Raw genomic sequence first — 25,364 nt, 5'->3', positions numbered from 1 at the left:
GATGGCCGATAAGAACGGAAAGATCGGACCTGCGCAGTGAGCACAATCACGGACGATCCGGGGAACCGCCGACCCCGGCCCCCCTGGCTTGGCGGTGCGGCAGGCGGGCCCGGTACGCTCACCGCCGTGCCCCACCCCGATCAGTTCCACCAGGAAGCGTCGGGCGCCCCGGCGATGCACCCGGGGGCGCCCCGCCCCGCCGAGGTCGGCCCCGTACCGCTCACGGATCTGGCCGACCGGCTGGGCACCGGTGTGACCGGTGCGGCCGCGGGCGTCACCGTCACCGGCATCACCCACGACTCCCGCGCCGTCCGCCCCGGCGACATCTACGCCGCGCTGCCCGGCGCCCGGCTGCACGGCGCCGACTTCGCCGCGCAGGCCGCCGACTTCGGCGCCGCCGCGGTGCTCACCGACCCGGCCGGGATGGAGCGGGCCGCGGCCGCCGGGCTGCCGGTGCTGGTCGTCGGCGACCCGCGGGGCCGGATGGGGGAGCTGGCCGCCGCGGTCTACGGCGAGCCGGGGCGGGAGCTGCTCCAGCTCGGGGTCACCGGCACGTCGGGCAAGACCACCACCGCGTACCTCGTCGAGGGCGGGCTGCGGGCCGCCGCCGAGAAGGCCGGCAGCGGGCTCACCGGCCTCATCGGCACCGTCGAGACGCGCATCGGCGACGAGCGGCTGAAGTCGGAGCGGACCACGCCGGAGGCGACGGACCTCCAGGCGCTGTTCGCGGTGATGCGGCAGCGCGGCGTGGCGTCGGTGGCGATGGAGGTCTCCAGCCACGCGCTGGTGCTGGGCCGGGTCGACGGCGTCCTCTTCGACGTCGCCGTCTTCACCAACCTCAGCCCCGAGCACCTGGACTTCCACACCGACATGGAGGACTACTACCGGGCCAAGGCGCAGCTGTTCACGCCGGCCCGGTCGCGGGCGGGCGTCGTCAACATCGACGACGAGTACGGGGCCCGCCTCGCCGGGGAGGCCGCGGCCCCCGACGGCGGCGGCGCGTACCCCGTCACCACGTACTCCGCCGAGGGCCACCCGGACGCCGACTGGCGCGCCGAGGACGTCGAGATCGGCGTGCTGGGCTCCACGTTCACCGCCGTCGGCCCGGGCGGCGTCGCCGTCCCGGCCCAGGCGCCGCTGCCCGGCACGTTCAACGTCTCCAACACCCTCGCCGCCATCGCCGCGCTCGTCACCGCCGGCGTCGACCCGGCCACCGCCGCCCGCGGCGTGGCCGCCGTGCCGGGGGTGCCGGGCCGGCTGGAGCGGGTCGACGCGGGCCAGGGCTACCTCGCCGTCGTGGACTACGCCCACAAGCCCGACGCGCTGGAGTCCGTGCTGCGCGCGCTGCGCAAGGTCACCGCGAACCGGCTGCACGTCGTCGTCGGCTGCGGCGGCGACCGCGACCCGCACAAGCGCGGCCCGATGGGCGCCGCCGCCGGCCGGCTCGCCGACACCGCGGTGCTCACCTCCGACAACCCCCGCTCCGAGGACCCCCTGGCGATCCTCGCCGCGATGCTCGCCGGCGCCGCCGAGGTGCCGGTCTACGAGCGCGGCGACGTGCTGGTCGAGGCCGACCGGGCCGGCGCCATCGCCATCGCGGTGGCCCGCGCCGGCGCCGGGGACACGGTGCTGATCGCGGGCAAGGGCCACGAGCAGGGCCAGGACACGGCCGGCGTGGTACGTCCCTTCGACGACCGCGACGAGCTGCGCCGGGCGATTTACGAGCGCCTCGCCGGCGGGGCCGTTGGCTGCGGGAGCGACGGTCCGCAACCCGGGCCGGAAGCCGCGCCGGCGCGCGGTGGCGGGCCCGCGGGGCCGCCGGGCGGCGAGCGCCCGGGCGCCGCCGCGCCGTCCGACCGCCCGCCCGCCGGGGGCGCCGCCCCCGAGGCGTCCGCCGGGCCCGCCGCGTCCGCCGGGTACCCCGGCTCCGTGGATCCCGCCGCCCCCGCCGGAGGAGACCGGTGATTCCGCTCAGCCTCGCCGAGGTCGCCGACCTGACGGGCGGCGAGCTGCACGGCGTGGCCGACCCGCAGGCGCAGGTCACCCGCCCCGTGGTCATCGACTCCCGGGACACGGTGCCGGGCTGCCTCTTCGCCGCCTTCGCCGGCGAGCACGTCGACGGGCACGACTACGCCGCCCGCGCCGTCGCTGCCGGCGCCACCGGCGTCCTCGGCACCCGCCCCGTCGAGGGCGTGCCGACCGTCGTCGTCGGCTCCGTGCCCCCGGCGCTCAGCGCGCTCGCCCGGCACGTCGTCGCCCGCCTCCACGGCTCGCTCACCGCGCTCGTCGCGCTCACCGGCTCCTCCGGCAAGACGTCCACCAAGGACCTGCTCGCTCAGCTGCTGGAGCGCCTCGGCCCGACGGTCTACACCCACGGGTCGTTCAACAACGAGATCGGCCATCCCGTCACCGCCCTCCAGGCCGCCGCCGACACCCGGTACCTGCTGCTGGAGATGGGCGCCCGCGGTCTCGGGCACATCCGGGAGCTGGCCGCGGTGACGCCGCCGCGGATCGGCCTCGTCCTCAACGTCGGCACCGCGCACATCGGCGAGTTCGGCGGCCGGGAGCAGATCGCCGAGGCCAAGGGCGAGCTGGTGGAGGCGCTGCCGCCGGGGGCCGAGGGCGGGGTCGCGGTGCTCAACGCCGACGACCCCCTCGTCCGCGCGATGGCGTCCCGTACCCGCGCGCGCACCGTCTACTACGGAGAGGCGCCCGAGGCGGACGTACGCGCCGCGGACGTCCGCCTCACCGCCGACGGGCGGCCGGAATTCACCCTGCACACGCCCGCGGGCAGCGCCGGTGTGATCATGCGGCTGTACGGTGAGCACCACGTGTCGAACGCGCTTGCCGCCGCCGCCGTCGCGTACGAGCTGGGCATGCCCCCGGCGGAGATCGCCGAGGCGCTCTCCGCCGCCGAGGCGCTGTCCGGCCGGCGCATGGAGGTCAGGCGGCGGGCCGACGGCGTGACGGTCGTCAACGACGCGTACAACGCCAACCCCGAGTCCACGCGGGCCGCCCTGCGCGCGCTCGCCGCCATGGGCCGGGGCGGCGCGGCGCCGGGGGGACGGACGTACGCCGTGCTGGGCGCGATGGCGGAGCTGGGCGATCACGCCATGGCCGAGCACGACGGCGTGGGCCGGCTGGCCGTCCGCCTGGGCATCAGCAAGCTCGTGGCAGTGGGCCGGCAGGAGGCCGCCTGGCTGGACATGGGCGCGAAGAACGAGGGTTCGTGGGGTGAGGAGTCGGTGCACGTGTCCGACGTCGACGCGGCTGTCGACCTGATGCGCGGCGAGCTGCGGCCGGGAGACGTCGTGCTCGTCAAGGCGTCCAAATCCGAGGCGCTGTGGCGCGTGGCGGAAGGGCTGCTCGGCGAGGAGGGCGCCGCCCGATGAGGCAGATCCTCTTCTCCGGGGCCCTCGGGCTCTTCTTCTCCCTCATCGGCACCCCGCTGCTGATCAAGCTGCTGGCCCGGCGCGGGTACGGGCAGTTCATCCGCGACGACGGCCCGCAGGCGCACCACAGCAAGCGGGGCACGCCGACGATGGGCGGCGTCGCGTTCATCCTGGCCACGATCATCGCGTACGCGATCACCAAGGTCGCCACCGGCAGTTCGCCCACGTACTCCGGGCTGCTGGTGCTCTTCCTGATGGCCGGCCTCGGCCTGGTCGGCTTCCTCGACGACTACATCAAGATCGTCAAGCAGCGCAGCCTGGGGCTGCGGGCCAAGGCGAAGATGCTCGGCCAGTTCACCGTCGGCATCGCCTTCGCGGTGCTGTCGCTGAACTTCGAGGACCACCGCCAGCTGACGCCCGCGTCCACGAAGCTGTCCTTCACCCAGGACTTCGGCTGGTCGATCGGCCCCGTGCTGTTCGTCCTGTGGGCGCTGTTCATGATCCTGGCGATGTCGAACGGCGTGAACCTCACCGACGGCCTGGACGGCCTGGCCACCGGCGCCTCCGTGATGGTCTTCGGCGCGTACGTGTTCATCGGCGTCTGGCAGTACCAGGAGTCCTGCCTGAACGCGGACGTCCTGACCAACCCGGGCGCCTGCTACGACGTACGCGACCCGCTCGACCTCGCCGTCGTGGCCTCCGCGCTGATGGGCGCCTGCTTCGGCTTCCTGTGGTGGAACACCTCGCCGGCGAAGATCTTCATGGGCGACACCGGCTCGCTGGCCCTCGGCGGCGCGCTCGCGGGCCTGGCCATCGCCTCCCGCACCGAACTGCTCCTCGCCATCCTCGGCGGCCTGTTCGTCCTCATCACCCTGTCCGTGGTGATCCAGGTCGGGTCGTTCCGGCTGACCGGCAAACGGGTCTTCAGAATGGCGCCACTCCAGCACCACTTCGAGCTGAAAGGCTGGAGCGAAGTGCTGGTGGTGGTCAGATTCTGGATCATCCAGGGCATGTGCGTGATCGTCGGCCTGGGCATCTTCTACGCCGGCTGGGCGGCCCGGTGAGCGAGTTCGCCGGCCGGGCCGTGACCGTCGCCGGGCTCGGGGTCAGCGGCGGGCCCGCCGCCCGCGCGCTGCACCGGCTGGGCGCGGCGGTCACCGTCGTCGACGGCGCCGACCACGACCGGGCCCGGGCGCAGGCCGCGGAGCTGGCGCCGCTGGGTGTCACCGTACGCCTCGGCGACGGCGACACCCTGCCTGCGGGCACCGAGCTGGTCGTCACCACGCCCGGATGGAAGCCGTCCGCCCCACTCTTCGCCGCCGCCGCGGCGGCCGGCGTGCCGGTCTGGGGCGACGTGGAGCTGGCCTGGCGGCTGCGGCCGCCGAACGCCGCGGACTGGCTGGCCGTCACCGGGACGAACGGCAAGACCACCGCCGTCAAGATGCTCGCCGAGATGCTGCGCGCCGCCGGGCTGCGCACCGCCGCCGTCGGCAACATCGGCGTCCCGCTCGTCGACGTCGTCACCGGCGGGGAGCCGTACGACGTGCTCGCCGTCGAGCTGTCCAGCTACCAGCTGCACTGGGCGCCGTCCGTGCGCGCGCACTCCGCCGCCGTCCTGAACCTCGCCCCCGACCACCTCGACTGGCACGGCTCCATGGCGGCGTACGCGGCCGACAAGGGCCGTATCTACGAAGGCAACCGGGTGGCGTGCGTCTACAACGCCGCGGACCCCGCCACCGAGGAGCTGGTGCGCGCGGCCGAGGTCGAGGAGGGCTGCCGCGCGGTCGGCTTCACCCTGGGCACGCCCGCGCCCGGGCAGCTCGGCGTGGTCGACGGCCTGCTGGTGGACCGGGCGTTCGTGCCGGACCCGCAGGGCACGGCGCAGGAGCTGGCCGCCGTCGCCGACGTGCACCCGCCCGCCCCGCACAACGTCGCCAACGGCCTCGCCGCCGCCGCCCTCGCGCGCGCGTACGGGGCCGCGCCCGCGGCCGTACGCGAGGGGCTGCGCGCCTTCCGCCCCGAGCCGCACCGCATCGAGCGGGTCGCCGAGACCGGCGGCGTGACCTACGTGGACGACTCCAAGGCGACCAACACCCACGCCGCCGAGGCGTCGCTGGCGGCGTACGACGGCCTCGTGTGGATCGCCGGCGGGCTGGCCAAGGGCGCCACCTTCGACGACCTCGTCGCGGGCGCGGCGCGGCGGCTGCACGGCGCGGTGCTGATCGGCCGGGACCGGGCGCTGATCGCCGACGCGCTGGCCAAGCACGCGCCCGGGGTGCCGGTGGTGGACGTCGACCGGACCGACTCCGGCGCGATGGCCGCGGCCGTCGCCGAGGCGGCGCGGCTGGCCCGGGCCGGCGACACCGTGCTGCTGGCGCCGGCCTGCGCCTCGATGGACATGTTCACGAACTACAACGTGCGCGGCGACGCCTTCGCCGCCGCCGTCCGCGAACTCGCCTCCGGCGGCCCCGGGGGATCCGGGTAACGCGGCGGCGCGGATGCCGGGCTCCCCTGCCGCGCGCGGGCGGTCGGACGGGCGACGGCCCGTGGACCCGGTCCTGCGGCCCCTGCCGGACCCGCCGGAGGCCCGCCCCACGCGCGAAGCGCCGTGGGGGAACCCGGCACTGCCCACCACGGCGTACAGGCGCACGTGGCGGCATCCCCGGCGCGTGCGTGAGCGCCGCCCCTGCTTTCTGAACCGGCCGGGTCCGAACGACGGGCCCGGGGTCCCGGCGGCCCGAAGGGGACCGCGTACCGTCGCGTCATACCCCCCGGCGGGGCGTCGGCGTGGCAACCTCGTTGCCCATGGGCGGTGTGCGGGGCCAGCGAGGAGACGGCGGATGAGCAGAGCGGACCGGGACCGATGAGCAGAGCGGACCAGGACCGGGGCGCGCGGCGGCCGGCGGCCGGGCGCGGCGCGGCGTCGAAGAACCCGCCGCGGCCCGCCCGGGGCGGCCGCGGCGCAGCCGTCCCCGACGCGCGCCCGGCGCGGACGGCCCGTACCGCCCGTACGGCCCGCGCCGCCCGCCGCCCGGCCGCCGGCGCGGCGGGCCCGCGCCGGCTCGCGCGCCGGGTGCGCCGCGCCTGGGACCGGCCGCTGACCGCGTACTACCTGCTGCTCGGCGGCAGCCTGCTGGTCACCGTGCTGGGCCTGGTCATGGTCTTCTCCGCCTCCCAGATCGAGGCGCTCAACAGCGGCCTGGCGTCCACGTACTACTTCCGCAAGCAGCTCGTCGCCGCCGTCCTCGGCACCCTGCTGCTGCTCGCCGCCTCCCGGATGCCGATCCGGCTGCACCGCGCGCTCGCGTACCCGATGCTGGCCGCGTCACTGTTCCTGATGGCCCTGGTGCAGGTGCCGGGGATAGGGCAGTCCGTGGGCGGCAACACCAACTGGCTGAACTTCGGCGGCCCGTTCCAGTTGCAGCCCAGCGAGTTCGGCAAGCTGGCGCTGGTGATGTGGGGCGCCGACCTGCTGGCGCGAAAACAGGACAAGAAGCTCCTCACCCAGTGGAAGCACATGCTGGTGCCGCTGGTGCCGGTGGCGCTGCTGATCCTCGCCCTCATCATGCTCGGCGGCGACATGGGCACCGCGATGATCGTGGCCGCGATCCTGCTGGGCCTGCTGTGGGTGGCCGGCGCCCCGACCCGGCTGTTCGGCACGGTCATCGCGGTCGGCGTGACGCTGACGGTGGTGGCGTTCACCTCCAGCCCGCACCGGATGGACCGGCTGCGCTGCATCGGCGCCACCGACCCGGGCCCCGGCGACATCTGCTGGCAGGGTCTGCACGGCATCTACGCCCTCGCCTCCGGCGGCTGGTTCGGCTCGGGCCTCGGCGCGAGTATGGAAAAATGGGGCGAACTCCCGGAACCGCACACCGACTTCATCTTCGCCGTGACCGGGGAGGAACTCGGCCTGGCGGGGACGCTGTCGGTGCTGGCCCTCTTCGCGGCTCTAGGCTATGCGGGTATCCGCGTGGCCGGACGTACGGAGGACCCCTTCGTAAGGTACGCCGCGGGGGGCGTGACCGCCTGGATCATGGCGCAGGTCGTGATCAACATCGGCGCGGTCCTGGGACTGCTGCCCATCGCCGGCGTTCCCCTCCCGCTGTTCTCCTACGGAGGCTCCGCCCTGCTGCCGGCGATGTTCGCCGTGGGGTTGCTGATCGCGTTCGCGCGCGAGGAACCGGCGGCGCGGGCGGCGCTGGCCGTGCGGCCCGCGGGGGTGCTGCAGTCCGCTAGAAGGGTGCTCGCCGGAAAACGGCCGGGGAGCGCCGCAGACAGATCCAGAACAGCCAGGAAAACAAGGTGACGGACCGCCGGCGGGCGGCCCTCGCGGAGAGCGGTGAAATTCGGTGCATGTCGTACTCGCCGGTGGGGGGACCGCCGGCCACATCGAGCCCGCGCTCGCCCTCGCCGACGCCCTGCGCAGGCAGGACCCGACGGTGGGCATCACGGCGCTCGGTACCGAGCGCGGGCTTGAGACCAGGCTGGTCCCGGAGCGCGGCTACGAACTGGCGCTGATCCCCGCGGTCCCCCTGCCGCGCAAGCCCACGCCCGAGCTGATCACCGTCCCCGGACGGCTGCGCGGCACCATCAGGGCCGCCGAGGAGGTGCTGGAGCGCACGAAGGCCGACTGCGTCGCGGGCTTCGGCGGCTACGTCGCGCTGCCCGGCTTTCTGGCGGCCAAGCGCCGCGGCGTGCCGATCGTGGTGCACGAGGCCAACGCCCGCCCGGGCCTGGCCAACAAGATCGGCTCGCGCTACACCAAGTTCGTCGCCGTCTCCACGCCCGACAGCAAGCTGCGGCACGCGCGCTACGTCGGCATCCCGCTGCGCCGCTCCATCGCCACCCTCGACCGCGGCGCGCTGCACGCCGAGGCGTGCGCCGCGTTCGGGCTCAACCCCAACCTGCCGACGCTGCTGGTCTCCGGCGGCTCGCAGGGCGCCCGGCGCCTCAACGAGGTCGTCGAGGCGGTCGCGCCGCACCTCCAGCGCTCCGGCGTGCAGATCCTGCACGTCGTCGGGCCGAAGAACGAGCTGCCGCAGGTCGACAATATGCCCGGCATGCCGGCGTACGCCCCGGTGCCGTACGTGGACCGGATGGATCTCGCCTACGCCGCCGCGGACATGATGCTCTGCCGGGCCGGCGCGATGACGGTCGCCGAACTCTCCGCGGTCGGGCTCCCGGCCGCGTACGTCCCGCTGCCCATCGGCAACGGCGAGCAGCGCCTCAACGCCCAGCCGGTCGTCAAGGCCGGCGGCGGACTCCTCGTCGACGACGCGGAGCTGACGCCGGACTGGGTGCGCCAGGAGGTGCTGCCGGTGCTCACCAACCGCCAGCGGCTGCACGAGATGTCCCGGGCGGCCGCGGAGTTCGGCCGGAGGGATGCCGACGACCTCCTCGTCGGCATGGTGTACGAGGCCGTGGCGGGCCGGCGGGGATCATAGGGCTCCGATCTCACCACACCAGGCAGGGGGTACGGGGATGGCCGGAGCGGTCCGCGAGAAGGCGGCGGCCGGCCGCGGGGAGCGCCGCGGCGCCCCGTCCGGCCGCGGCCCGGACGACGCCGCCCGGGCGCCGGCCGGGCGCCGGTCCCGGCGCCCGCGGCTGCCGGGCCGCCGGACGCTGGTCGCCGTGCTGGTCGCGGCGGTCGTGCTCGGCGGGTTCGCCGGCTGGGCGCTGTACGGCTCCGGCTGGCTGCGGGTGGAGCGGGTGTCGGTCACCGGCACGGACGTGCTCACTCCCGAGGAGGTGCTCGACTCCGCCCGCATCGCCGAGGACGTGCCGATGGCCACCGTCGACACGGACGCGGTCGAGGCGCGGCTGGCGGCCGAGTTGCGGCGTATCGACACGGTGGAGGTCGACCGCGTCTGGCCGCACCGGGTCGTGGTGAAGGTCACCGAACGGCGGCCCGCGGTGCTGCTGCGCAAGGGGGAGGGTTTCGTGGAAGTCGACGAGGAGGGCGTGCGGTTCGCCACCGTGCGGACGCCGCCGGAGAACGTGCCGGTGGTGGAGATGCGGGTCGCGGACTCCCCGAGCCTGGAGCGCTTCGGCCGGCAGCGGCTCCGGGAGAGCGCGGTGCGGGTCGCGGGCGCGCTCTCCGAGAGCGTGCGCCGTGACACCCGCACCCTCCTGGTGCGTTCATATGACTCCGTCACGCTGGAGCTGACCGGCGGGCGCACGGTGCTCTGGGGCAGCGCGGAGCGCGGCGCGGCGAAGTCGAAGGCGCTCGCGGCCGTCATGAAAGCGGAGCGCGATGCGCGGTACTTCGACGTCAGCGTTCCCAGCGCCCCCGCGGCGTCGGCGAGTTGACGCACAACAGCGCAGTTCAGACCCCCCGTGAGGGGCCGCAACGCCTGATCACATAGGGTGAAAAGAAAAACGGGAGGTTCGGCGTGTTCATTGAACGCGGAAGCCTTGTCGACTTAGTGTCTCGTTCCAAGAGTCCAGGTACGGGATGCTGCGGGAACCCTAAACTTCACGCTTAGGGTCCGACCGGCGTTCGGGGACCCCCACAAACGGCAGACGTAACTCGAGGCGAGAGGCCTTCGACGTGGCAGCACCACAGAACTACCTCGCGGTCATCAAGGTCGTCGGTATCGGCGGCGGTGGCGTCAACGCCATCAACAGGATGATCGAGGTCGGTCTCAAGGGCGTCGAGTTCATCGCGATCAACACCGACGCGCAGGCACTGCTGATGAGCGACGCGGACGTCAAGCTCGACGTCGGTCGCGAGCTGACCCGCGGACTCGGCGCGGGCGCCAACCCGGATGTCGGCCGCAAGGCCGCCGAGGACCACCGGGAGGAGATCGAGGAGGTGCTCAAGGGCGCCGACATGGTCTTCGTCACCGCCGGCGAGGGCGGTGGCACCGGCACCGGCGGCGCGCCCGTCGTGGCCAACATCGCCCGCTCGCTGGGCGCGCTCACCATCGGCGTCGTGACCCGCCCGTTCACCTTCGAGGGCCGGCGCCGCGCCAACCAGGCGGAGGACGGCATCGCCGCGCTCCGCGACGAGGTCGACACCCTCATCGTGATTCCCAACGACCGGCTGCTGTCGATCTCCGACCGCCAGGTGAGCGTTCTCGACGCCTTCCGCTCCGCGGACCAGGTGCTGCTCTCCGGTGTCCAGGGCATCACCGACCTCATCACCACGCCCGGCCTGATCAACCTGGACTTCGCGGACGTCAAGTCCGTGATGTCGGAGGCGGGTTCGGCGCTGATGGGCATCGGCTCGGCGCGCGGCGACGACCGCGCGGTGGCGGCGGCCGAGATGGCGATCTCCTCGCCGCTGCTGGAGGCGTCCATCGACGGCGCCCGCGGCGTGCTGCTGTCCATCTCCGGCGGCTCGGACCTCGGCCTCTTCGAGATCAACGAGGCCGCCCAGCTGGTCAGCGAGGCCGCCCACCCGGAGGCGAACATCATCTTCGGCGCGGTGATCGACGACGCCCTCGGCGACGAGGTGCGGGTCACGGTCATCGCCGCCGGGTTCGACGGCGGCCAGCTGCCGTCGAAGAACCGGGACAAGGTCCTCGGCTCGTACAGCGGCCGCGACGACGCTCCAGCCGAGTCGGTCGCGGACACCGGGCCGGCCGCCCGGCCCGCGGAGCCGGAGCGGCCCGCGTTCAGCGGCCTCGGCTCGCTGTCCGGCGACACCGAGGAGAGCGCCCCGCCGCCGCCCCCGCCGGCCGCCACGCCGCAGGTGCCGGCGGCCCGGCCGTACCAGGACAGCGAGGCCGAGGAGCTGGACGTGCCGGACTTCCTGAAGTAACCGGCGGGTTGATCCCGTAACGTACGACCCGTGATAGGGCAGACATACACGACAGGCGGCGCTCACTTCGCCTTCACCGACCGGTGGGGCGGCGTGAGCGCCGCTCCGTACGCGGAGCTGAACCTCGGCGGCGGCACCGTCGGCACCACCGCCGACAGCGCGGCGGCGGTCGCCGTCAACCGCGACCGCGCCGCCCGCTCACTCGGGGTGGCGCCGGAGCGCGTCGTGTGGATGCACCAGGTGCACGGGCGCGACGTCGCCGTCGTGGACGGCCCGTGGGGCGAGTCGCCCCCGCCGGCCGTGGACGCCGTCGTCACCCGCGCCCGCGGCGTGCCGCTCGCGGCCCGCGGCGCCGACTGCGTACCGCTGCTCCTCGCCGACCCGCGGGCCGGGGTGGCGGGCGCCGCCCACGCCGGGCGGCCCGGCATGGTCGCCGGGGTGGCCGGGGCCGCGGTCGAGGCGATGGCCGGGCTGGGCGCCGCGCCGGCGCGGATCGTCGCCCACCTCGGGCCGGCGGTCTGCGGCCGCTGCTACGAGGTGCCCGAGGCGCTGCGCGACGAGGCCGGCGGGCAGGTGCCCGCGGCGCGGGCGACGACGAGCTGGGGGACGCCGGCACTGGACATCCGTGCGGGTGTGGTCGCGCAGTTGGAAGCGCTGGGTGTGGGAATGATCACAGTGTCGGAGGTGTGCACGCTGGAGTCCGGGGACCACTTCTCGTACCGGCGCGAAGGTGCCACCGGCCGGCACGCGGGGTACGTCTGGCTGGACGGGGAATGATGGACGGGATCACGGGGGACGGCGGGGTGCCGGAGGGCGGCCCGGAGCGCCGGGACGAGTTGGCGGCGAACCTGGCGCGGGTGGAGGAACGTATCGCCGGCGCGTGCGCCGCGGCCGGGCGCAAGCGCGAGGAGGTCACCCTCGTCGTCGTGACCAAGACCTATCCCGCCAGTGACGCGCTGCTCCTGGCCGACCTGGGCGTACGGAACGTGGCCGAGAACCGCGACCAGGAGGCCGCCGGCAAGGCCGCCCTGGTTGCGCAGGCGCGCGCGGAGCGGGGCGCGGACGCGCCGCTCACCTGGCACTTCGTCGGCCAGTTGCAGACCAACAAGGCCCGTTCCGTCGCCCGCTACGCGGACTACGTGCACTCCGTCGACCGCCCCCGGCTGGTCACCGCGCTCGCCGCCGCGGCCGCCCGCGAGGGGCGCGAGCTGGGCTGTCTGCTCCAGGTGGCGCTCGACCGGGACCTCGGCAACGGCGCGGAGCCCGGCGGGGATTCCGGCGGCGGTGCGACGGGGGACCGCGGCGGCGTCGCGCCCGCCGACGTGCCGGCGCTCGCGGACGCGGTGGCGGCGGCCCAAGGGCTGCGGCTGTGCGGCCTGATGACGGTCGCGCCGCTGGCCGGGACGTACGCGGGCCGGCAACGGGCGGCGTTCGGGCGGCTGATGGAAATCTCATCCCGCGTGCGCGCGGCGCATCCCGGTGCAACGATGGTCTCGGCAGGGATGAGCGGTGACCTTGAGGAGGCAATTGCCGCAGGAGCGACACACGTACGCGTCGGCACCGCGGTACTCGGAGTCCGGCCTCAGCTCCGGTAACGTCGCCAAGCGAGTCGGACGACAGTAGAAAATAAGCTTCATTCCCGGTCAATTCAGGCAGGGCAGCGTGGATCACGTCACTGGCGACAAGAGCCGATCCACCGCAGAGCGGAGGGCGTAGAGCATGGCCGGCGCAATGCGCAAGATGGCGGTCTACCTCGGCCTCGTGGAGGACGATGGGTACGACGGCCCGGGGTACGACCCCGACGACGAGTTCGAGCCGGAGCCCGAGCCCGAGCGGCGCCACCGCCACCAGGCCCCGCAGCCGCAGCCGCAGGAAGAGGAGGAGCCGCCCCGGGCGATCGCCGCTCCGCCGCCGCAGCGGGAGCGCCCCACGGACCGGGAGCCCGCGGGGCGTTCGGCGGGACTGCTGCCCGAATCGGGGCGTTCGGGGCGAATCGCTCCCGTGTCTTCCATCACACCTGACCGTCCCAGCCTGGAGAAGAGTGCGCCGGTGATCATGCCCAAGGTCGTGTCCGAGCGGGAGCCTTACCGGATCACGACGCTGCACCCGCGTACGTACAACGAGGCGCGTACCATCGGGGAACACTTCCGCGAGGGCACGCCGGTGATCATGAACTTGACCGAGATGGACGACACGGACGCGAAGCGACTTGTCGACTTTGCGGCTGGACTCGTCTTCGGTCTGCACGGCAGCATCGAGCGAGTGACTCAGAAGGTGTTCCTGTTGTCGCCTGCTAACGTCGACGTAACAGCGGAGGACAAGGCCCGCATCGCAGAGGGCGGGTTCTTCAACCAAAGCTGAGCCAAGCAACACTGTGCGAGCGGCCGTGGGGCCGGAACGCGAAGGGGAGAGGACCACAGCGAGATGGACGTCGCGCTTCAAGTGATCTACATCGCGCTGTTCGTTTTCCTGATCGTGCTGATCTTCCGGTTGATCATGGACTACGTGTTCATGTTCGCCCGCTCCTGGGAGCCGGGCAAGCCCATGGTGGTGTTGCTTGAGGGCGCCTACACGGTCACGGATCCACCACTCAAGCTCCTGCGGCGGTTCATCCCGCCACTGCGTCTAGGGGGCGTGGCGCTGGACCTGTCCTTCTTCGTCCTAATGATCATCGTCTACATCCTGCTCACCGTGGTGGGCGGAGCGAGGTGATGATGCAGCGGGGCGAAGACTGCCGATATGCCGATGTCGCCGATGACTACGTTGAGGTGAAGAAATGCCGCTGACCCCCGAGGACGTGCGGAACAAGCAGTTCACGACCGTCCGACTCCGAGAGGGCTACGACGAGGACGAAGTCGACGCGTTCCTCGACGAGGTCGAGGCCGAACTGACCCGGCTGCTCCGCGAGAACGAGGACCTGCGGGCCAAGCTGGCCGCCGCTACCCGGGCCGCGGCGCAGAACCAGGGGATGCGCAAGGGCCCCGAACCGCAGGACCGCCCCGGCCCACCGGGGCACGGCGGACCGCCGCAGGACCGCCAGGGCCCGCCCGGACACGGCGGGCCGGTGCCCGCCGCCATATCGGGCCCGCAGCCGGTGCCGCCGCAGCAGATGGGCCCGCCGCAGGGCGGCCCGCCCCAGCTGCCTTCCGGCGCACCCCAGCTGCCCGCAGGTCCCGGCGGCATGGGCCCCGGCGGTCCGGGTGGTCCCGGCGGCCCGGGCGGCCCCGGTGGTCCCGGCGGCCCCGGCGGTCCCGGCCACGGCCCGCACGGCCCCGGCCCCATGGGGCCCGGCGGCCCGGGCGGCCCCGGGGGTCCCCAGCACGCCCCGCACGGCGGCCCGCCGCAGCAGCACGTCGGCGGCCCCCCGCAGCAGCACGGCGGCCCCGGCCCGCAGCAGGGCGGCCCCGGCGGCGACAGCGCCGCCCGGGTGCTGTCGCTGGCGCAGCAGACCGCCGACCAGGCGATCGCGGAGGCCCGTGCCGAGGCCAACAAGATCGTCGGTGAGGCCCGCAGCCGCGCCGAGGGTCTGGAGCGCGACGCGCGCGCCAAGGCCGACGCCCTGGAGCGGGACGCGCAGGAGAAGCACCGCGTGGCGATGGGCTCGCTGGAGTCCGCGCGCGCCACGCTGGAGCGCAAGGTCGAGGACCTGCGCGGCTTCGAGCGCGAGTACCGCACCCGGCTGAAGTCGTACCTGGAGTCGCAGCTGCGCCAGCTGGAGAACCAGGCGGACGACTCGCTCGCCCCGCCCCGTACCCCGGCCGCGGCGGCCTCGCTGCCCGCCGCGTCGGCGCCCGCCCCGGCGCCGTCGATGGCTCCGGCCGGCGCCGGCGCCATGAGCGGCCCCCCGAGCATGGGGGGCGGCACGATGGGCGGCCAGCAGGGCGGCATGCCGTCCCGCGGGCAGCAGCCCGGCGGCGGCCCGTCGTACGGCAGCCAGCAGCAGATGTCCCCGGCGATGACGCAGCCCATGGCGCCGGTACGCCCGCAGGGCGGTCCGATGCAGCAGCCGCCGTCGCCGATGCGCGGCTTCCTCATCGACGAGGACGACAACTGAACACGGCCTGACGGTCGTCGGCATATCGCAGAGGGCCGGGTCCCGCGGAACGCTCGCCGCGGGACCCGGCCCTTTGTGTGCCCCCGATTGTGTGCCCCCGCCCCGCGGCCCCGCCCCCCGTCGTCCGACAGGGGGCGGGGCCGCGGGTACGGGCAGGGGGCCGGGACCGGCCGAACAGGCTCACGGTGACGTCGGCCCTCCGCCGCCCTGCGATCGCCCGCCCCGGCTCCCCACGCCTATGCCCTGCGCCCGGGGGCGTGCGCGGTGCCCCCGCGCCGCCCGCGCCGCGGGCTAGGCCCGTACGAGCCGGAAGGTCAGGGACAGCGGCTCGTCGGTGAACGGCTCGCCGTAGCCGCCCGCGGCGCCGGCCGCCGCCGCGTCGTCCGTCTCGCCGGCCGCGAAGTCCGTCGCCAGGACCTCCTCCGCGATCAGCCCGGCGTGGTCCGCCAGCGCCTGCCGGACCTCCGGGTCGGCCGTCGACCAGCGCAGCCGGATCCGGTCCGCCACGTCCAGACCGGAGTTCTTCCGCGCCTCCTGGACCAGCCGGATCACGTCCCGCGCCAGGCCCGCGCGGCGCAGCTCCGGGGTGATCTCCAGGTCCAGCGCCACGGTCGCGCCCGAGTCGGAGGCCACCGACCAGCCCTCCCGCGGGGTCTCGGTGATGATGACCTCGTCGGGGGAGAGCGTCACGGTCTCGCCGTCGACCTCCACCGTCGCGCTGCCGCCGTCCCGCAGGGCGGCCGACAGGGCCGCCGCGTCCGCCGCCGCGACGGCCTTCGCGACGTCCTGCACCCGCTTGCCGAACCGCTTGCCCAGCGCCCGGAAGTTGGCCTTCGCGGTGGTGTCCACCAGCGAGCCCCCCGCCGCCCCGCCGGTGGCCTCGGCGAGGCCGGCGAGCGCGGTGACGTTCAGCTCCTCGGCGATCTGCGCGCGCAGCTCCGCCGGCAGCGTCCCGAAGCCCGCCGCGGCCACCAGCGCCCGCGAGAGCGGCTGCCGGGTCTTCACCCCGGACTCCGCCCGGGACGCCCGGCCCAGCTCCACCAGGCGCCGTACGAGCTGCATCTGCCGCGACAGCTCCGGGTCGAACGCCACCGCGCCCGGCTCCGCCGGCTCCGGCCAGGCCGCCAGGTGGACCGACGCCGGGGCGTCCGGCACGACGGGCACCACGAGGTCCTGCCACACCCGCTCGGTGATGAACGGCACCACCGGGGCCAGCAGCCGCGTCACCGTCTCCAGCACGTCGTGGAGCGTGCGCAGCGCCGCCGCGTCGCCCTGCCAGAAGCGCCGGCGGGAGCGGCGCACGTACCAGTTCGACAGGTCGTCGACGAAGGCGGACAGCAGCTTGCCGGCGCGCTGGGTGTCGTAGCCGTCGAGGGCCTCGGTCACCCGGGCCGTCAGCGCGTCCAGCTCGCCGAGCAGCCAGCGGTCCAGCAGCGGCCGGTCGCCGGGCGCCGGGTCGGCGGCGGAGGGCGCCCAGCCGGCGGTGCGGGCGTAGAGCGCCTGGAAGGAGACCGTGTTCCAGTACGTCAGGAGGGTCTTGCGGACGACCTCCTGGATCGTGCCGTGGCCGACCCGCCGGGCCGCCCAGGGCGAGCCGCCGGCGGCCATGAACCAGCGCACCGCGTCCGCGCCGTGCCGGTCCATCAGCGGGATGGGCTCCAGGATGTTGCCCAGGTGCTTGGACATCTTGCGGCCGTCCTCGGCGAGGATGTGCCCGAGGCAGACGACGTTCTCATAGGAAGAACGGTCGAAGACCAGGGTCCCGATGGCCATCAGCGTGTAGAACCAGCCGCGGGTCTGGTCGATGGCCTCGCAGATGAACTGCGCGGGGTAGCGGGCCTCGAAGACGTCCTTGTTCTGGTACGGGTAGCCCCACTGCGCGAAGGGCATCGACCCCGAGTCGTACCAGGCGTCGATGACCTCCGGCACCCGCTCCGCGCGCAGCGCGCAGCCGTCGGCGGGGCAGGGGAAGGCGACCTCGTCGATGTACGGGCGGTGGGGGTCGAGGCCGGACTGGTCGGCGCCGGTCAGCTCGCTCAGCTCGGCGAGCGAGCCGACGCAGGTGAGGTGGTCGTCGGCGCAGCGCCAGATCGGCAGCGGGGTGCCCCAGTAGCGGTTGCGGGACAGGGCCCAGTCGATGTTGTTGTTCAGCCAGTCGCCGTAGCGGCCGTGCTTGACGGAGTCCGGGTGCCAGGTGGTCCGCTCGTTCTCGCGGAGCAGGGCGTCCTTGACCTCGGTGGTGCGGATGTACCAGGACGGCTGGGCGTAGTAGAGAAGCGCGGTGTGGCAGCGCCAGCAGTGCGGGTAGCTGTGCTCGTACGGCTCGTGCCGGAACATCAGGCCGCGCGCCTCCAGGTCGGCGACCAGCGCTTCGTCGGCCTTCTTGAAGAACTGCCCGCCGACCAGGGGCAGGTCCGCCTCGAAGGTGCCGTCGGAGCGGACGGGGTTGACCACCGGCAGGCCGTACGCCCGGCAGGTCCGCATGTCGTCCTCGCCGAAGGCGGGCGACTGGTGCACCAGGCCGGTGCCGTCCTCGGTGGTCACGTAGTCCGCGTTGACGACGAAGTGCGCGTCCTCGATCTCCACCAGGTCGAACGGGCGGCGGTAGGTCCAGCGCTCCAGCTCCCGTCCGGTGAAGGTCCGCCCGGTCCGCTCCCAGCCCTCGCCGAGCACCTTCTCCAGCAGCGGCTCGGCGACGACGATCCGCTCGTCACCGTCGGTGGCCACCACGTACGTGACGTCGGGGTGCGCGGCGACCGCCGTGTTGGACACCAGGGTCCACGGGGTCGTCGTCCACACCAGCAGGGACGCCTCGCCGGCCAGCGGGCCGGAGGTGAGGGGAAAGCGGACGTAGACGGAGGGGTCGACGACGGTCTCGTACCCCTGCGCCAGCTCGTGATCGGACAGGCCGGTGCCGCAGCGCGGACACCAGGGGGAGACCCGGTAGTCCTGGACGAGCAGGCCCTTGTCGTAGATCTGCTTCAGCGACCACCAGACGGACTCCACGTACTCCGGGTTCATCGTCCAGTACGCGTCGTCGAGGTCGACCCAGTAGCCCATGCGCTCGGTCAGCGCGGCGAAGGCGTCGGTGTGGCGCTGGACGGAGGCGCGGCACTTGTCGTTGAACGCGGCGATGCCGAACGCCTCGATGTCCTGCTTGCCGTTGAAGCCCAGCTCCTTCTCCACGGCCAGCTCCACCGGCAGCCCGTGGCAGTCCCAGCCGGCCTTGCGGGCAACGTGGTAGCCCCGCATGGTGCGGAAGCGCGGGAAGACGTCCTTGAAGACGCGGGCCTCGATGTGGTGCGCGCCCGGCATGCCGTTGGCGGTGGGCGGGCCCTCGTAGAAGACCCACTCGGGCCGGCCCTCGGACTGCTCCAGGGAGCGGGCGAAGACCTTCTGCTCCCGCCAGAAGTCGAGCACGGCGTGTTCGAGGGCGGGCAGGTCGACCTGGGCGGGGACCGGGCGGTACAGGGGCGTGGTCATCGGGGGCTCTTCCTCCGGCTGGCGTGCTGACGGCCGACCGGAGGGACGAGAGCCGGGGCTCCCGCGGTACCACCCTCCTTGGCGGGGAGCGCGCGCCGCGCCCACCGCCCCCTCGTTGGGGCAGCGCTGCCGGTTCTACTCGCCCGGGGGCTTTCCTCCGGCGGCTCCGGGGTGATCTTCGCGCCGCGCACGCCGCCCGGGCTCGCACCGTCCCCGGGTCGCTCCTCGGCTGCGTACGGAGCTACTCGTCCCCATCCACGCCTGTCGCTCCCGACAGTGTACGGGCACGCGGTACGGGCCGCCGACCGGGTTTCCGCGGCGGGGGCGCTGGGCGGTTCGGCCCAGCGCGGCCCCGGGCGGGTGAGGCGGGAGCCCGGGATTACCGGGCGCACGGCTGGGCACAACGGTTGGAGACCGGACCGCCATGGCGTGGCCTGTTGCCGCGGACGCAGTGTCGATTTATCGTTCCGGCACCGTTCGCGAACAAGATCACAATATGTGAAGGGGTCCCGGCCATGGTTGCGAAGAAGACCGCGCCGGCGGCGAAGAAGTCCACAGCGAAGAAGACGACGGCGAAGAAGGCGGCGAAGAAGGCGCCGGCCAGGAAGGCGCCGGCGAAGAAGGCCACCGCGGGCCGGACCACCGGGACGAAGGCCACGGGAGAGCGGGCGGCGAAGGCGACGAAGGCGACGAAGGCGGCCGGGAAGAAGACCGCCGCCAAGAAGGCCACGGCGAAGAAGGCCACGGCGAAGAAGGCCGCGAAGAAGACGGCCACGACCAAGGCGGCCGCGAAGAAGACGGCCGCGAAGAAGCAGGCTGCGGGGAAGAAGACGGCGGCGACCGGGGCGGCCGCGGGCAGGGCCGCCCCCGCGCGGAAGTCGCCGCCCGCGAAGAAGGCCGCGGCCCGCCGGGCGCCGGCCGAAGGGACCGAGCCCGCGAGGAGAACCGCGGCGCGGGCCGCCGCCCCGGCCGCCAGGCCGGCGAAGAAGGCGGCGGCCAAGAAGACGTCCGCCAGGACGTCTCCGGGGAAGAAGACGGGAGCCAAGACGGTGGTCGCAAAGAAGACGCAGGTTGTGGAGTCCCCGGTCGCCGAGGCGGCGGGCGGGGCGGCCCCGGCCGGGCCGGGGGAGCTGGCCGTGCGTCCGGGGGAGGACCCCTGGACTCCCGAGGAGGTCGCGGAGGCCCGTCAGGGCCTGCTCGACGAGGTCGCGAGCCTGCGCTCGGAGATCCGGGCCTCCGAGGAGGCGGTGAGCGGGCTCATGCGGGACTCCGGCGGCGGCGCCGGCGACGACCAGGCCGACACGGGCACGAAGAACATCTCGCGCGAGCACGAGATGGCGCTCGCCGCGGGCGCCCGGGAGCGGCTGGTGCAGACCGAGCGCGCCCTGGTGCGGCTGGACGACGGCACCTACGGGCTCTGCGAGTCCTGCGGCAAGCCGATCGGCAAGGCGCGGATGCAGGCGTTCCCGCGGGCGACCCTCTGCGTGGAGTGCAAGCAGCGGCAGGAGCGCCGCTGAGGGAGCGCCGGAGGCGCTGACGGGGCCGGTGCGCGGCGGTTACGGGCTGTGGTGCGACGGCTCGTACGGGTGTGTCGTACGCTCGACCCCAGTCAGCGCACCGGAGGGCACACGTGACAGAGGCGGAGCGGATCAGCGGGGACGCCAGGGAGCCCCGCGGGCAGGACGAGGACGCCTCCGCGGCGGACGGGCGGGGCGCGGAGGAATCCGCCGGCGCCCCCCGGGCCCGCGACACCGCCGACGCCCCCGGGGCCCCCGGCGCCGACAAGGCTGACAAGGCCGACAAGGCCGACAAGGCCGATGGGACGGACGGGGAGGGCGAGGCGGACGAGTCCGGCGCGGCGGAGGACGGCGCGCCCGCGCGCCGCGGCCCCCGCCGCATCGGCGTGCTCCTCGGCGTCGCCGCCCTCGTCTACGCCCTCGACCTCGTCACCAAGCTGATCGTCGTCGCCGAGCTGGAGCCGGACAACCGCTCCATCGAGATCGTCGGCGACCTGCTGCGCTTCCAGGTCGTCCGCAACGCGGGCGCGGCGTTCGGCATCGGCGAGTCGATGACCGTCATCTTCACGCTGATCGCCGTGCTCGTCATCGGGGTCATCGCCCGGCTGGCGCGCAAGCTCTACAGCCTGCCCTGGGCCGTCGCGCTCGGCCTGCTGCTCGGCGGCCCCCTCGGCAACCTCACCGACCGCCTCTTCCGCTCCCCGGGCTTCTTCGAGGGGCACGTCGTGGACTTCATCGCCCCCGAGCACTTCGCCGTGTTCAACCTCGCGGACTCCGCGATCGTCTGCGGCGGCATCCTCATCGTCGTCCTGTCCTTCCGCGGCCTCGACCCGGACGGCACGGTCCACCGCGGTTGACCGGCGCGCCCGCACGCGCCTGCGATACTTCCCGGGTGAGTACCGTTCCCGAGATCCGCACCCTGCCCGTACCCGACGGCCTCGAAGGCGAGCGGCTCGACGCCGCGCTCGCCCGCATGTTCGGGTTCTCCAGGACCAAGGCCGCCGAGCTGGCCGGCACCGGCAAGGTCCTCGTCGACGGGCGGGAGGCCGGGAAGTCGGACCGGGTGACGGCCGGCGCGTGGCTGGAGGTCGAGATGCCGGCGCCCGCGGCGCCGGTGCGGATCGTCGCGGAGCCGGTGCCCGGGATGACCGTCGTCCACGACGACGACCACGTGGTCGTCGTCGACAAGCCCGTCGGTGTCGCCGCCCACCCCAGCCCCGGCTGGAGCGGGCCCACGGTCGTCGGCGGCCTGGCCGCCGCGGGGTACGCCATCTCCACCTCCGGCGCCGCCGAGCGGCAGGGCGTGGTGCACCGGCTGGACGTCGGCACCTCGGGGCTGATGGCGGTGGCCAAGTCGGAGCGCGCGTACACGCTGCTGAAGCAGCAGTTCCGGGAGCGTACGGTCGACAAGCGCTACCACGCGCTGGTGCAGGGCCACCCGGACCCGCTCAGCGGCACCATCGACGCCCCCGTGGGCCGCCACCCCGTGCACGACTACAAGTGGGCCGTCGTCGCCGACGGCAAGCCCAGCGTCACGCACTACGACCTCGTGGAGGCGTTCCGCGCCGCCAGCCTCCTCGACATCAAGCTGGAGACCGGCCGCACCCACCAGATCCGGGTGCACATGTCGGCCCACCGGCACCCGTGCGTCGGCGACCTCACGTACGGCGCCGACCCCACGCTCGCCCGCCGGCTGGGCCTGGACCGGCAGTGGCTGCACGCCGTACGGCTCGGCTTCGAGCACCCCGAGGACGGCCGGTGGGTGGAGTTCGCGTCGGACTACCCCGAGGACCTGCGCCGGGCGCTCGACACCGTACGCGCCGACAGCGCCTGACGACCGCGCCGGCGGGAGCGCCATGGACCAGCTCACCCTGCTGCTGACGCTGGTGCTCGGCGCGCTCGTCACCGTCCCCGTCGCCCGGCGGCTGGGGCTGCCCGCGCCGGTGCTGATGACGCTGCTCGGCGGGGTGCTGGCGCTGCTGCCCTTCGTGCCGAACGTCGAGATCCCGCCCGACTACATCCTGCCGCTGGTGCTGCCGCCGCTGCTCTACGCCGCCGTCCAGCGCACCTCCTGGCGGCAGTTCGCGGTCAACGTACGCCCCATCCTGCTGCTCGCCGTCGCGCTGGTCTTCGTCACCACCGCGGCCGTCGCGGCCGCCGTGCACGCCGTCCTCCCCGGGCTGCCGCTGGCCGCCGCGGTGGCGCTGGGCGCGCTGGTGGCGCCGCCCGACCCGATCGCCGCCACCTCCATCGCCGGCTCGCTCGGGCTGCCGCGGCGGCTGGTGTCGATCCTGGAGGGGGAGGGGCTCTTCAACGACGTCACGGCGATCGTGCTCTACCACGTGGCGATCGCCGCGGCGGTCACCGGGACCTTCTCGGTCGCCGGCGCCGCGGGCATGCTGGCGCTGTCCGCCGTCGTCGCGCTCGCCGTCGGCTTCGCCCTCGGCTGGGCCGCCGAGCGGCTGATGCGGCTGCTCGACGACCCCACGCTGAAGATCGGCTGCACGCTGCTGGTGCCGTTCGCCGCGTACCTCATCGCGGACGAGTTCGAGGGCTCGGGGGTGCTGGCGGTGCTCGTCACCGCGCTGTACCTGTCGGAGTACGCCACGGACCCCGACGACGTCCTCGGCCGGCTCGCCGAGCGGAGCTTCTGGGACGTCGTGGACACCCTCGTCACCGGCATCGCCTTCGGCCTCATCGGCCTTGAGCTGCACGCTGTCGTCGGCTCCGGCGACGTCGACGGAGAGCTGGTGGGCGCGGCCGCCGCCGTGGTGGGCGTGGTCGTGGGCGTACGGCTGTTGTGGCTGCTGCCCGCCGCGTGGCTGGCGCAGCGGCTGCACCGGCGCGGCGGGCACCGGGACGACGCCGAGGAGATCCCGACGACCTGGCGGGAGACCGTCGTCATGTGGTGGGCGGGGATGCGCGGCGTGGCCTCGGTGGCGCTGGTGCTCGCCGTCCCGGTGGAGGTGGACGGCGGCGCCCCGTTCCCGCACCGCGGCGACCTGCTGTTCATCGCCTTCGCCGTGGTGCTGACCACCCTGGTCTGCCAGGGGCTGACGCTGCCCCGGCTGGTCGGGTGGCTCGGCGTGGGCGCCGACACCGAGGCGGAGCGGCGGCTGGAGCGCCGGCTGGCGCTGCGCGCCGCGAAGGCGGCGCGGGCCCGGCTGGCGGAGATCGAGCAGGTCCAGGAGCTGCCCGAGGACATGGCGGAGCAGTTGCAGCGGGCCGCGTACGGCATCGCCACCCGGCTCTACCCCGACCTGGTGGACGAGGAGCGCCGCGAGGCGCACGCCCGGCGGCTGGAGCGGGTCCGTACCGGCCGGAAGATCACCGCGGAGCTGCTGTCCGCGGCCCGGCACGAGCTGCTCGCCGCCCGCAGCGAGGGCTGCGACCCCGAGATCGTGGACCGGGTCCTACGGCAGCTTGACGTCCGCAGCATGCGCGGCGGCGCCGTTTAGCGGCGCCTGCGCCGTCATCACCTTCGGCAGCGCGTACGGGTGCTTCTGGCGCAGCCAGGTGATCAGCTCCTCGCGCACCATGCAGCGCAGGTCCCACAGCGCGTCCGCGTCCCGCGCGGTGGCCAGCGCGCGTACCTCCATGGTGGTCGGCGTGGTGTCGGTGACCACCAGGCTCCAGCCGCGGCCGTCCCAGGTGGCGCAGCCGAGCAGCACCTCGTGCAGCCGCTCGCGCAGCGCCGGCACCGGCGCGGAGTGGTCCAGGTGGAAGTAGACCGTGCCGGTCAGCTCGGAGCCGCCGCGCGACCAGTTCTCGAAGGGCTGGCTGGTGAAGTACGACACGGGGATGGTGATGCGGCGCTCGTCCCAGGTCTTCACCGTCAGGAAGGTCAGGGTGATCTCCTCGATCGTCCCCCACTCGCCCTCGACGACGACGGTGTCGCCGATACGTACCAGGTCGCCGAACGCGATCTGCAGCCCGGCGAAGAGGTTGCCCAGCGTCGACTGGGCGGCGATGCCCGCGATGATGCCGATGACGCCGGCGGACGCGAGCATCGAGGTGCCCACCGCCCGCATCTGCGGGAACGTCAGCAGCATGGCGGCCACGGCGATCGTGCAGATGACGAACATCACCACGCGCTGGATCAGCGTCAGCTGCGTCCGCACCCGCCGGCGGCGGGCGGAGTCGCGGGCCTTGGTCTTGTAGTGGTGGTACGCCAGCTCCACGGCGGCCGCGAGCACCTTCGTCAGCAGCCAGGCCACCGACGCGATCAGCACCAGCGTCAGGACCTGGGTGATCACCTCGCGGGCGTCCTTGCTCTCGGCCAGCTGCGAGCGCTTGTAGGTGCCCAGCAGGATCGACGTCAGCAGGACGAACTGCAGCGGCACCCGGCAACTGCGCAGCAGACCCCATATCGGGGTCTCGGGGTGCCGGGCGTCGGCCCGGCGGAGCAGCAGGTCGACCACGACCCCGGCGACCGCGGTGACCGCCGCGGCACCGCCGATGACCACGACGGGCCGGAGCACCTCCTCCGTGGACACGTGAGCCTCCTTCGAACGCGGGTCTCCTGACGGTATCTGCCAGGATGGGCGCATGACGATTCTGCTTTTCCACTCCGTATACGGAGTGCGTCCGGCCGTGCACGAGACGGCGGAGCGCTGGCGCGCCGCCGGGCACGAGGTGGTCGTCCCCGACCTCTTCGACGGACGTACGCCGGCGACGGTGGAGGAGGGCATGGAGGTCAGGGACGGGATCGGCACGGACGAGCTGCTGGCGCGGGCCGTGCGCGCCGCGGCGCCGCACTCGGCGGGCGGGGTGCTGTACGCGGGCTTCTCGCTGGGCGGCGCACTGGCGCAGAACCTGGCGCTGGCCGACGAGCACGCGCGGGGGCTGCTGCTGATGCACGGCACGTCCGACGTCGCCGACGGGGCCGCGGCCGCCTCCGGCGAGCTTCCGGTGCAGCTGCACGTGGCCGACCCCGACCCGTTCGAGACGCACGACTGGCAGACGGCCTGGTACCTGCGGATGGGGCGGGCCGGCGCCGACGTGGAGGTCTTCCGCTACCCGGGCGCCGGGCACCTGTTCACCGACCCCGGCCTGGCGGACTACGACGCGGAGGCGGCGCGGTCCGCCTGGCCGGTGGCGGACGCGTTCGTGGCGGAGCTGGACGGGCGCTCCGCCACGTGACGCGCGGG

At 74.0% G+C, this 25,364-nt stretch carries 19 protein-coding genes and 1 pseudogene; 18 read left to right on the top strand and 2 right to left on the bottom strand.

Annotated features, from left to right (window positions below; all coding sequences use genetic code 11):
* Positions 1–36 precede the first annotated feature (36 nt).
* The 13 genes and pseudogenes from ACHZ99_RS02285 to ACHZ99_RS02225 all read left to right on the top strand — a co-directional run.
* Positions 37–1,818, top strand: a pseudogene (locus ACHZ99_RS02285) (UDP-N-acetylmuramoyl-L-alanyl-D-glutamate--2,6-diaminopimelate ligase); the annotation flags it as partial.
* Between the two features lie 143 nt (positions 1,819–1,961).
* Positions 1,962–3,392 carry a UDP-N-acetylmuramoyl-tripeptide--D-alanyl-D-alanine ligase gene (locus ACHZ99_RS02280; RefSeq protein ID WP_420302587.1) on the top strand — a complete coding sequence of 477 codons (1,431 nt, stop codon included), beginning with the start codon at positions 1,962–1,964 and terminating at the stop codon, positions 3,390–3,392.
* Entirely contained in the window at positions 3,389–4,456 is a 1,068-nt protein-coding gene (gene mraY, locus ACHZ99_RS02275) for a phospho-N-acetylmuramoyl-pentapeptide-transferase (protein ID WP_420302586.1), read from the top strand. Before ACHZ99_RS02280 ends, mraY begins: the two co-directional genes overlap by 4 nt.
* Positions 4,453–5,877 (top strand): UDP-N-acetylmuramoyl-L-alanine--D-glutamate ligase, encoded by a 1,425-nt coding sequence (murD, locus tag ACHZ99_RS02270; protein WP_420302585.1) that lies wholly within the window; start codon positions 4,453–4,455, stop codon positions 5,875–5,877. The genes mraY and murD overlap by 4 nt, the downstream gene beginning before the upstream one ends.
* 588 nt (positions 5,878–6,465) lie before the next feature.
* Positions 6,466–7,701: a putative lipid II flippase FtsW gene (gene ftsW, locus ACHZ99_RS02265; protein WP_420303183.1), complete on the top strand. Its 1,236-nt coding sequence runs from the start codon at positions 6,466–6,468 to the stop codon at positions 7,699–7,701.
* 43 nt (positions 7,702–7,744) lie between these two features.
* On the top strand, positions 7,745–8,839 hold the full coding sequence (gene murG / locus ACHZ99_RS02260; RefSeq protein ID WP_420302584.1) for an undecaprenyldiphospho-muramoylpentapeptide beta-N-acetylglucosaminyltransferase: 1,095 nt from the start codon (positions 7,745–7,747) through the stop codon (positions 8,837–8,839).
* A 37-nt stretch (positions 8,840–8,876) separates the two neighbouring features.
* Positions 8,877–9,704, top strand: a complete 828-nt coding sequence (locus tag ACHZ99_RS02255; protein WP_420302583.1) for a cell division protein FtsQ/DivIB — start codon at positions 8,877–8,879, stop codon at positions 9,702–9,704.
* Between the two features lie 241 nt (positions 9,705–9,945).
* The gene (gene ftsZ / locus ACHZ99_RS02250) at positions 9,946–11,160 is read left to right on the top strand and encodes a cell division protein FtsZ (protein WP_420302582.1); all 1,215 of its coding nucleotides are present in this window, start codon (positions 9,946–9,948) and stop codon (positions 11,158–11,160) included.
* 33 nt (positions 11,161–11,193) lie between these two features.
* Positions 11,194–11,937 carry a polyphenol oxidase family protein gene (locus ACHZ99_RS02245; RefSeq protein ID WP_420303182.1) on the top strand — a complete coding sequence of 248 codons (744 nt, stop codon included), beginning with the start codon at positions 11,194–11,196 and terminating at the stop codon, positions 11,935–11,937.
* The gene (locus ACHZ99_RS02240) at positions 11,937–12,755 is read left to right on the top strand and encodes a YggS family pyridoxal phosphate enzyme (protein WP_420302581.1); all 819 of its coding nucleotides are present in this window, start codon (positions 11,937–11,939) and stop codon (positions 12,753–12,755) included. Before ACHZ99_RS02245 ends, ACHZ99_RS02240 begins: the two co-directional genes overlap by 1 nt.
* A gap of 124 nt (positions 12,756–12,879) precedes the next feature.
* Positions 12,880–13,521: a cell division protein SepF gene (locus ACHZ99_RS02235; protein WP_420302580.1), complete on the top strand. Its 642-nt coding sequence runs from the start codon at positions 12,880–12,882 to the stop codon at positions 13,519–13,521.
* Between the two features lie 63 nt (positions 13,522–13,584).
* Positions 13,585–13,872 (top strand): YggT family protein, encoded by a 288-nt coding sequence (locus ACHZ99_RS02230; protein WP_281618893.1) that lies wholly within the window; start codon positions 13,585–13,587, stop codon positions 13,870–13,872.
* Between the two features lie 64 nt (positions 13,873–13,936).
* Positions 13,937–15,214: a DivIVA domain-containing protein gene (locus ACHZ99_RS02225; RefSeq protein ID WP_420302579.1), complete on the top strand. Its 1,278-nt coding sequence runs from the start codon at positions 13,937–13,939 to the stop codon at positions 15,212–15,214.
* 291 nt (positions 15,215–15,505) lie between these two features.
* Here the strand turns inward: ACHZ99_RS02225 and ileS are convergent, their stop codons facing one another.
* Complete coding sequence (gene ileS, locus ACHZ99_RS02220) at positions 15,506–18,697, bottom strand: isoleucine--tRNA ligase (protein WP_420302578.1); 3,192 nt, start codon at positions 18,695–18,697, stop codon at positions 15,506–15,508.
* A gap of 515 nt (positions 18,698–19,212) precedes the next feature.
* On the opposite strand from ileS, the gene ACHZ99_RS02215 reads away from it, so the two are divergent.
* The 4 genes from ACHZ99_RS02215 (at position 19,213) to ACHZ99_RS02200 (ending at position 23,672) form a co-directional block, all read left to right on the top strand.
* Positions 19,213–20,214 (top strand): TraR/DksA family transcriptional regulator, encoded by a 1,002-nt coding sequence (locus ACHZ99_RS02215; protein ID WP_420302577.1) that lies wholly within the window; start codon positions 19,213–19,215, stop codon positions 20,212–20,214.
* A 113-nt stretch (positions 20,215–20,327) separates the two neighbouring features.
* Positions 20,328–21,071: a signal peptidase II gene (gene lspA / locus ACHZ99_RS02210; protein WP_420302576.1), complete on the top strand. Its 744-nt coding sequence runs from the start codon at positions 20,328–20,330 to the stop codon at positions 21,069–21,071.
* Between the two features lie 35 nt (positions 21,072–21,106).
* Entirely contained in the window at positions 21,107–22,048 is a 942-nt protein-coding gene (locus tag ACHZ99_RS02205) for an RluA family pseudouridine synthase (protein WP_420302575.1), read from the top strand.
* Between the two features lie 22 nt (positions 22,049–22,070).
* Positions 22,071–23,672 (top strand): Na+/H+ antiporter, encoded by a 1,602-nt coding sequence (locus tag ACHZ99_RS02200; protein ID WP_420302574.1) that lies wholly within the window; start codon positions 22,071–22,073, stop codon positions 23,670–23,672.
* Here the strand turns inward: ACHZ99_RS02200 and ACHZ99_RS02195 are convergent.
* Positions 23,628–24,710: a mechanosensitive ion channel family protein gene (locus tag ACHZ99_RS02195; protein WP_420302573.1), complete on the bottom strand. Its 1,083-nt coding sequence runs from the start codon at positions 24,708–24,710 to the stop codon at positions 23,628–23,630. The genes ACHZ99_RS02200 and ACHZ99_RS02195 overlap by 45 nt on opposite strands.
* A gap of 52 nt (positions 24,711–24,762) precedes the next feature.
* On the opposite strand from ACHZ99_RS02195, the gene ACHZ99_RS02190 reads away from it, so the two are divergent.
* On the top strand, positions 24,763–25,356 hold the full coding sequence (locus tag ACHZ99_RS02190; protein ID WP_420302572.1) for a dienelactone hydrolase family protein: 594 nt from the start codon (positions 24,763–24,765) through the stop codon (positions 25,354–25,356).
* Positions 25,357–25,364: the final 8 nt, after the last annotated feature.

The sequence above is a fragment of the Streptomyces sp. MAR4 CNX-425 genome (assembly GCF_048656465.1).
Classification (GTDB): domain Bacteria; phylum Actinomycetota; class Actinomycetes; order Streptomycetales; family Streptomycetaceae; genus Streptomyces.
Note: the sequence above shows the minus strand (reverse complement) of the source record. Positions and strands in the feature narration are given on the sequence as shown.

Bases quoted from the DNA above. Each gene is read 5' to 3' on its own strand.
- mraY (WP_420302586.1), top strand. From the start codon at position 3,389: ATGAGGCAGATCCTCTTCTCCGGGGCCCTCGGGCTCTTCTTCTCCCTC.
- ACHZ99_RS02255 (WP_420302583.1), top strand. From the start codon at position 8,877: ATGGCCGGAGCGGTCCGCGAGAAGGCGGCGGCCGGCCGCGGGGAGCGC.
- ACHZ99_RS02240 (WP_420302581.1), top strand. From the start codon at position 11,937: ATGGACGGGATCACGGGGGACGGCGGGGTGCCGGAGGGCGGCCCGGAG.
- ACHZ99_RS02235 (WP_420302580.1), top strand. From the start codon at position 12,880: ATGGCCGGCGCAATGCGCAAGATGGCGGTCTACCTCGGCCTCGTGGAG.
- ACHZ99_RS02230 (WP_281618893.1), top strand. From the start codon at position 13,585: ATGGACGTCGCGCTTCAAGTGATCTACATCGCGCTGTTCGTTTTCCTG.
- ACHZ99_RS02225 (WP_420302579.1), top strand. From the start codon at position 13,937: ATGCCGCTGACCCCCGAGGACGTGCGGAACAAGCAGTTCACGACCGTC.
- ileS (WP_420302578.1), bottom strand. From the start codon at position 18,697: ATGACCACGCCCCTGTACCGCCCGGTCCCCGCCCAGGTCGACCTGCCC.
- ACHZ99_RS02215 (WP_420302577.1), top strand. From the start codon at position 19,213: ATGGTTGCGAAGAAGACCGCGCCGGCGGCGAAGAAGTCCACAGCGAAG.
- ACHZ99_RS02200 (WP_420302574.1), top strand. From the start codon at position 22,071: ATGGACCAGCTCACCCTGCTGCTGACGCTGGTGCTCGGCGCGCTCGTC.
- ACHZ99_RS02190 (WP_420302572.1), top strand. From the start codon at position 24,763: ATGACGATTCTGCTTTTCCACTCCGTATACGGAGTGCGTCCGGCCGTG.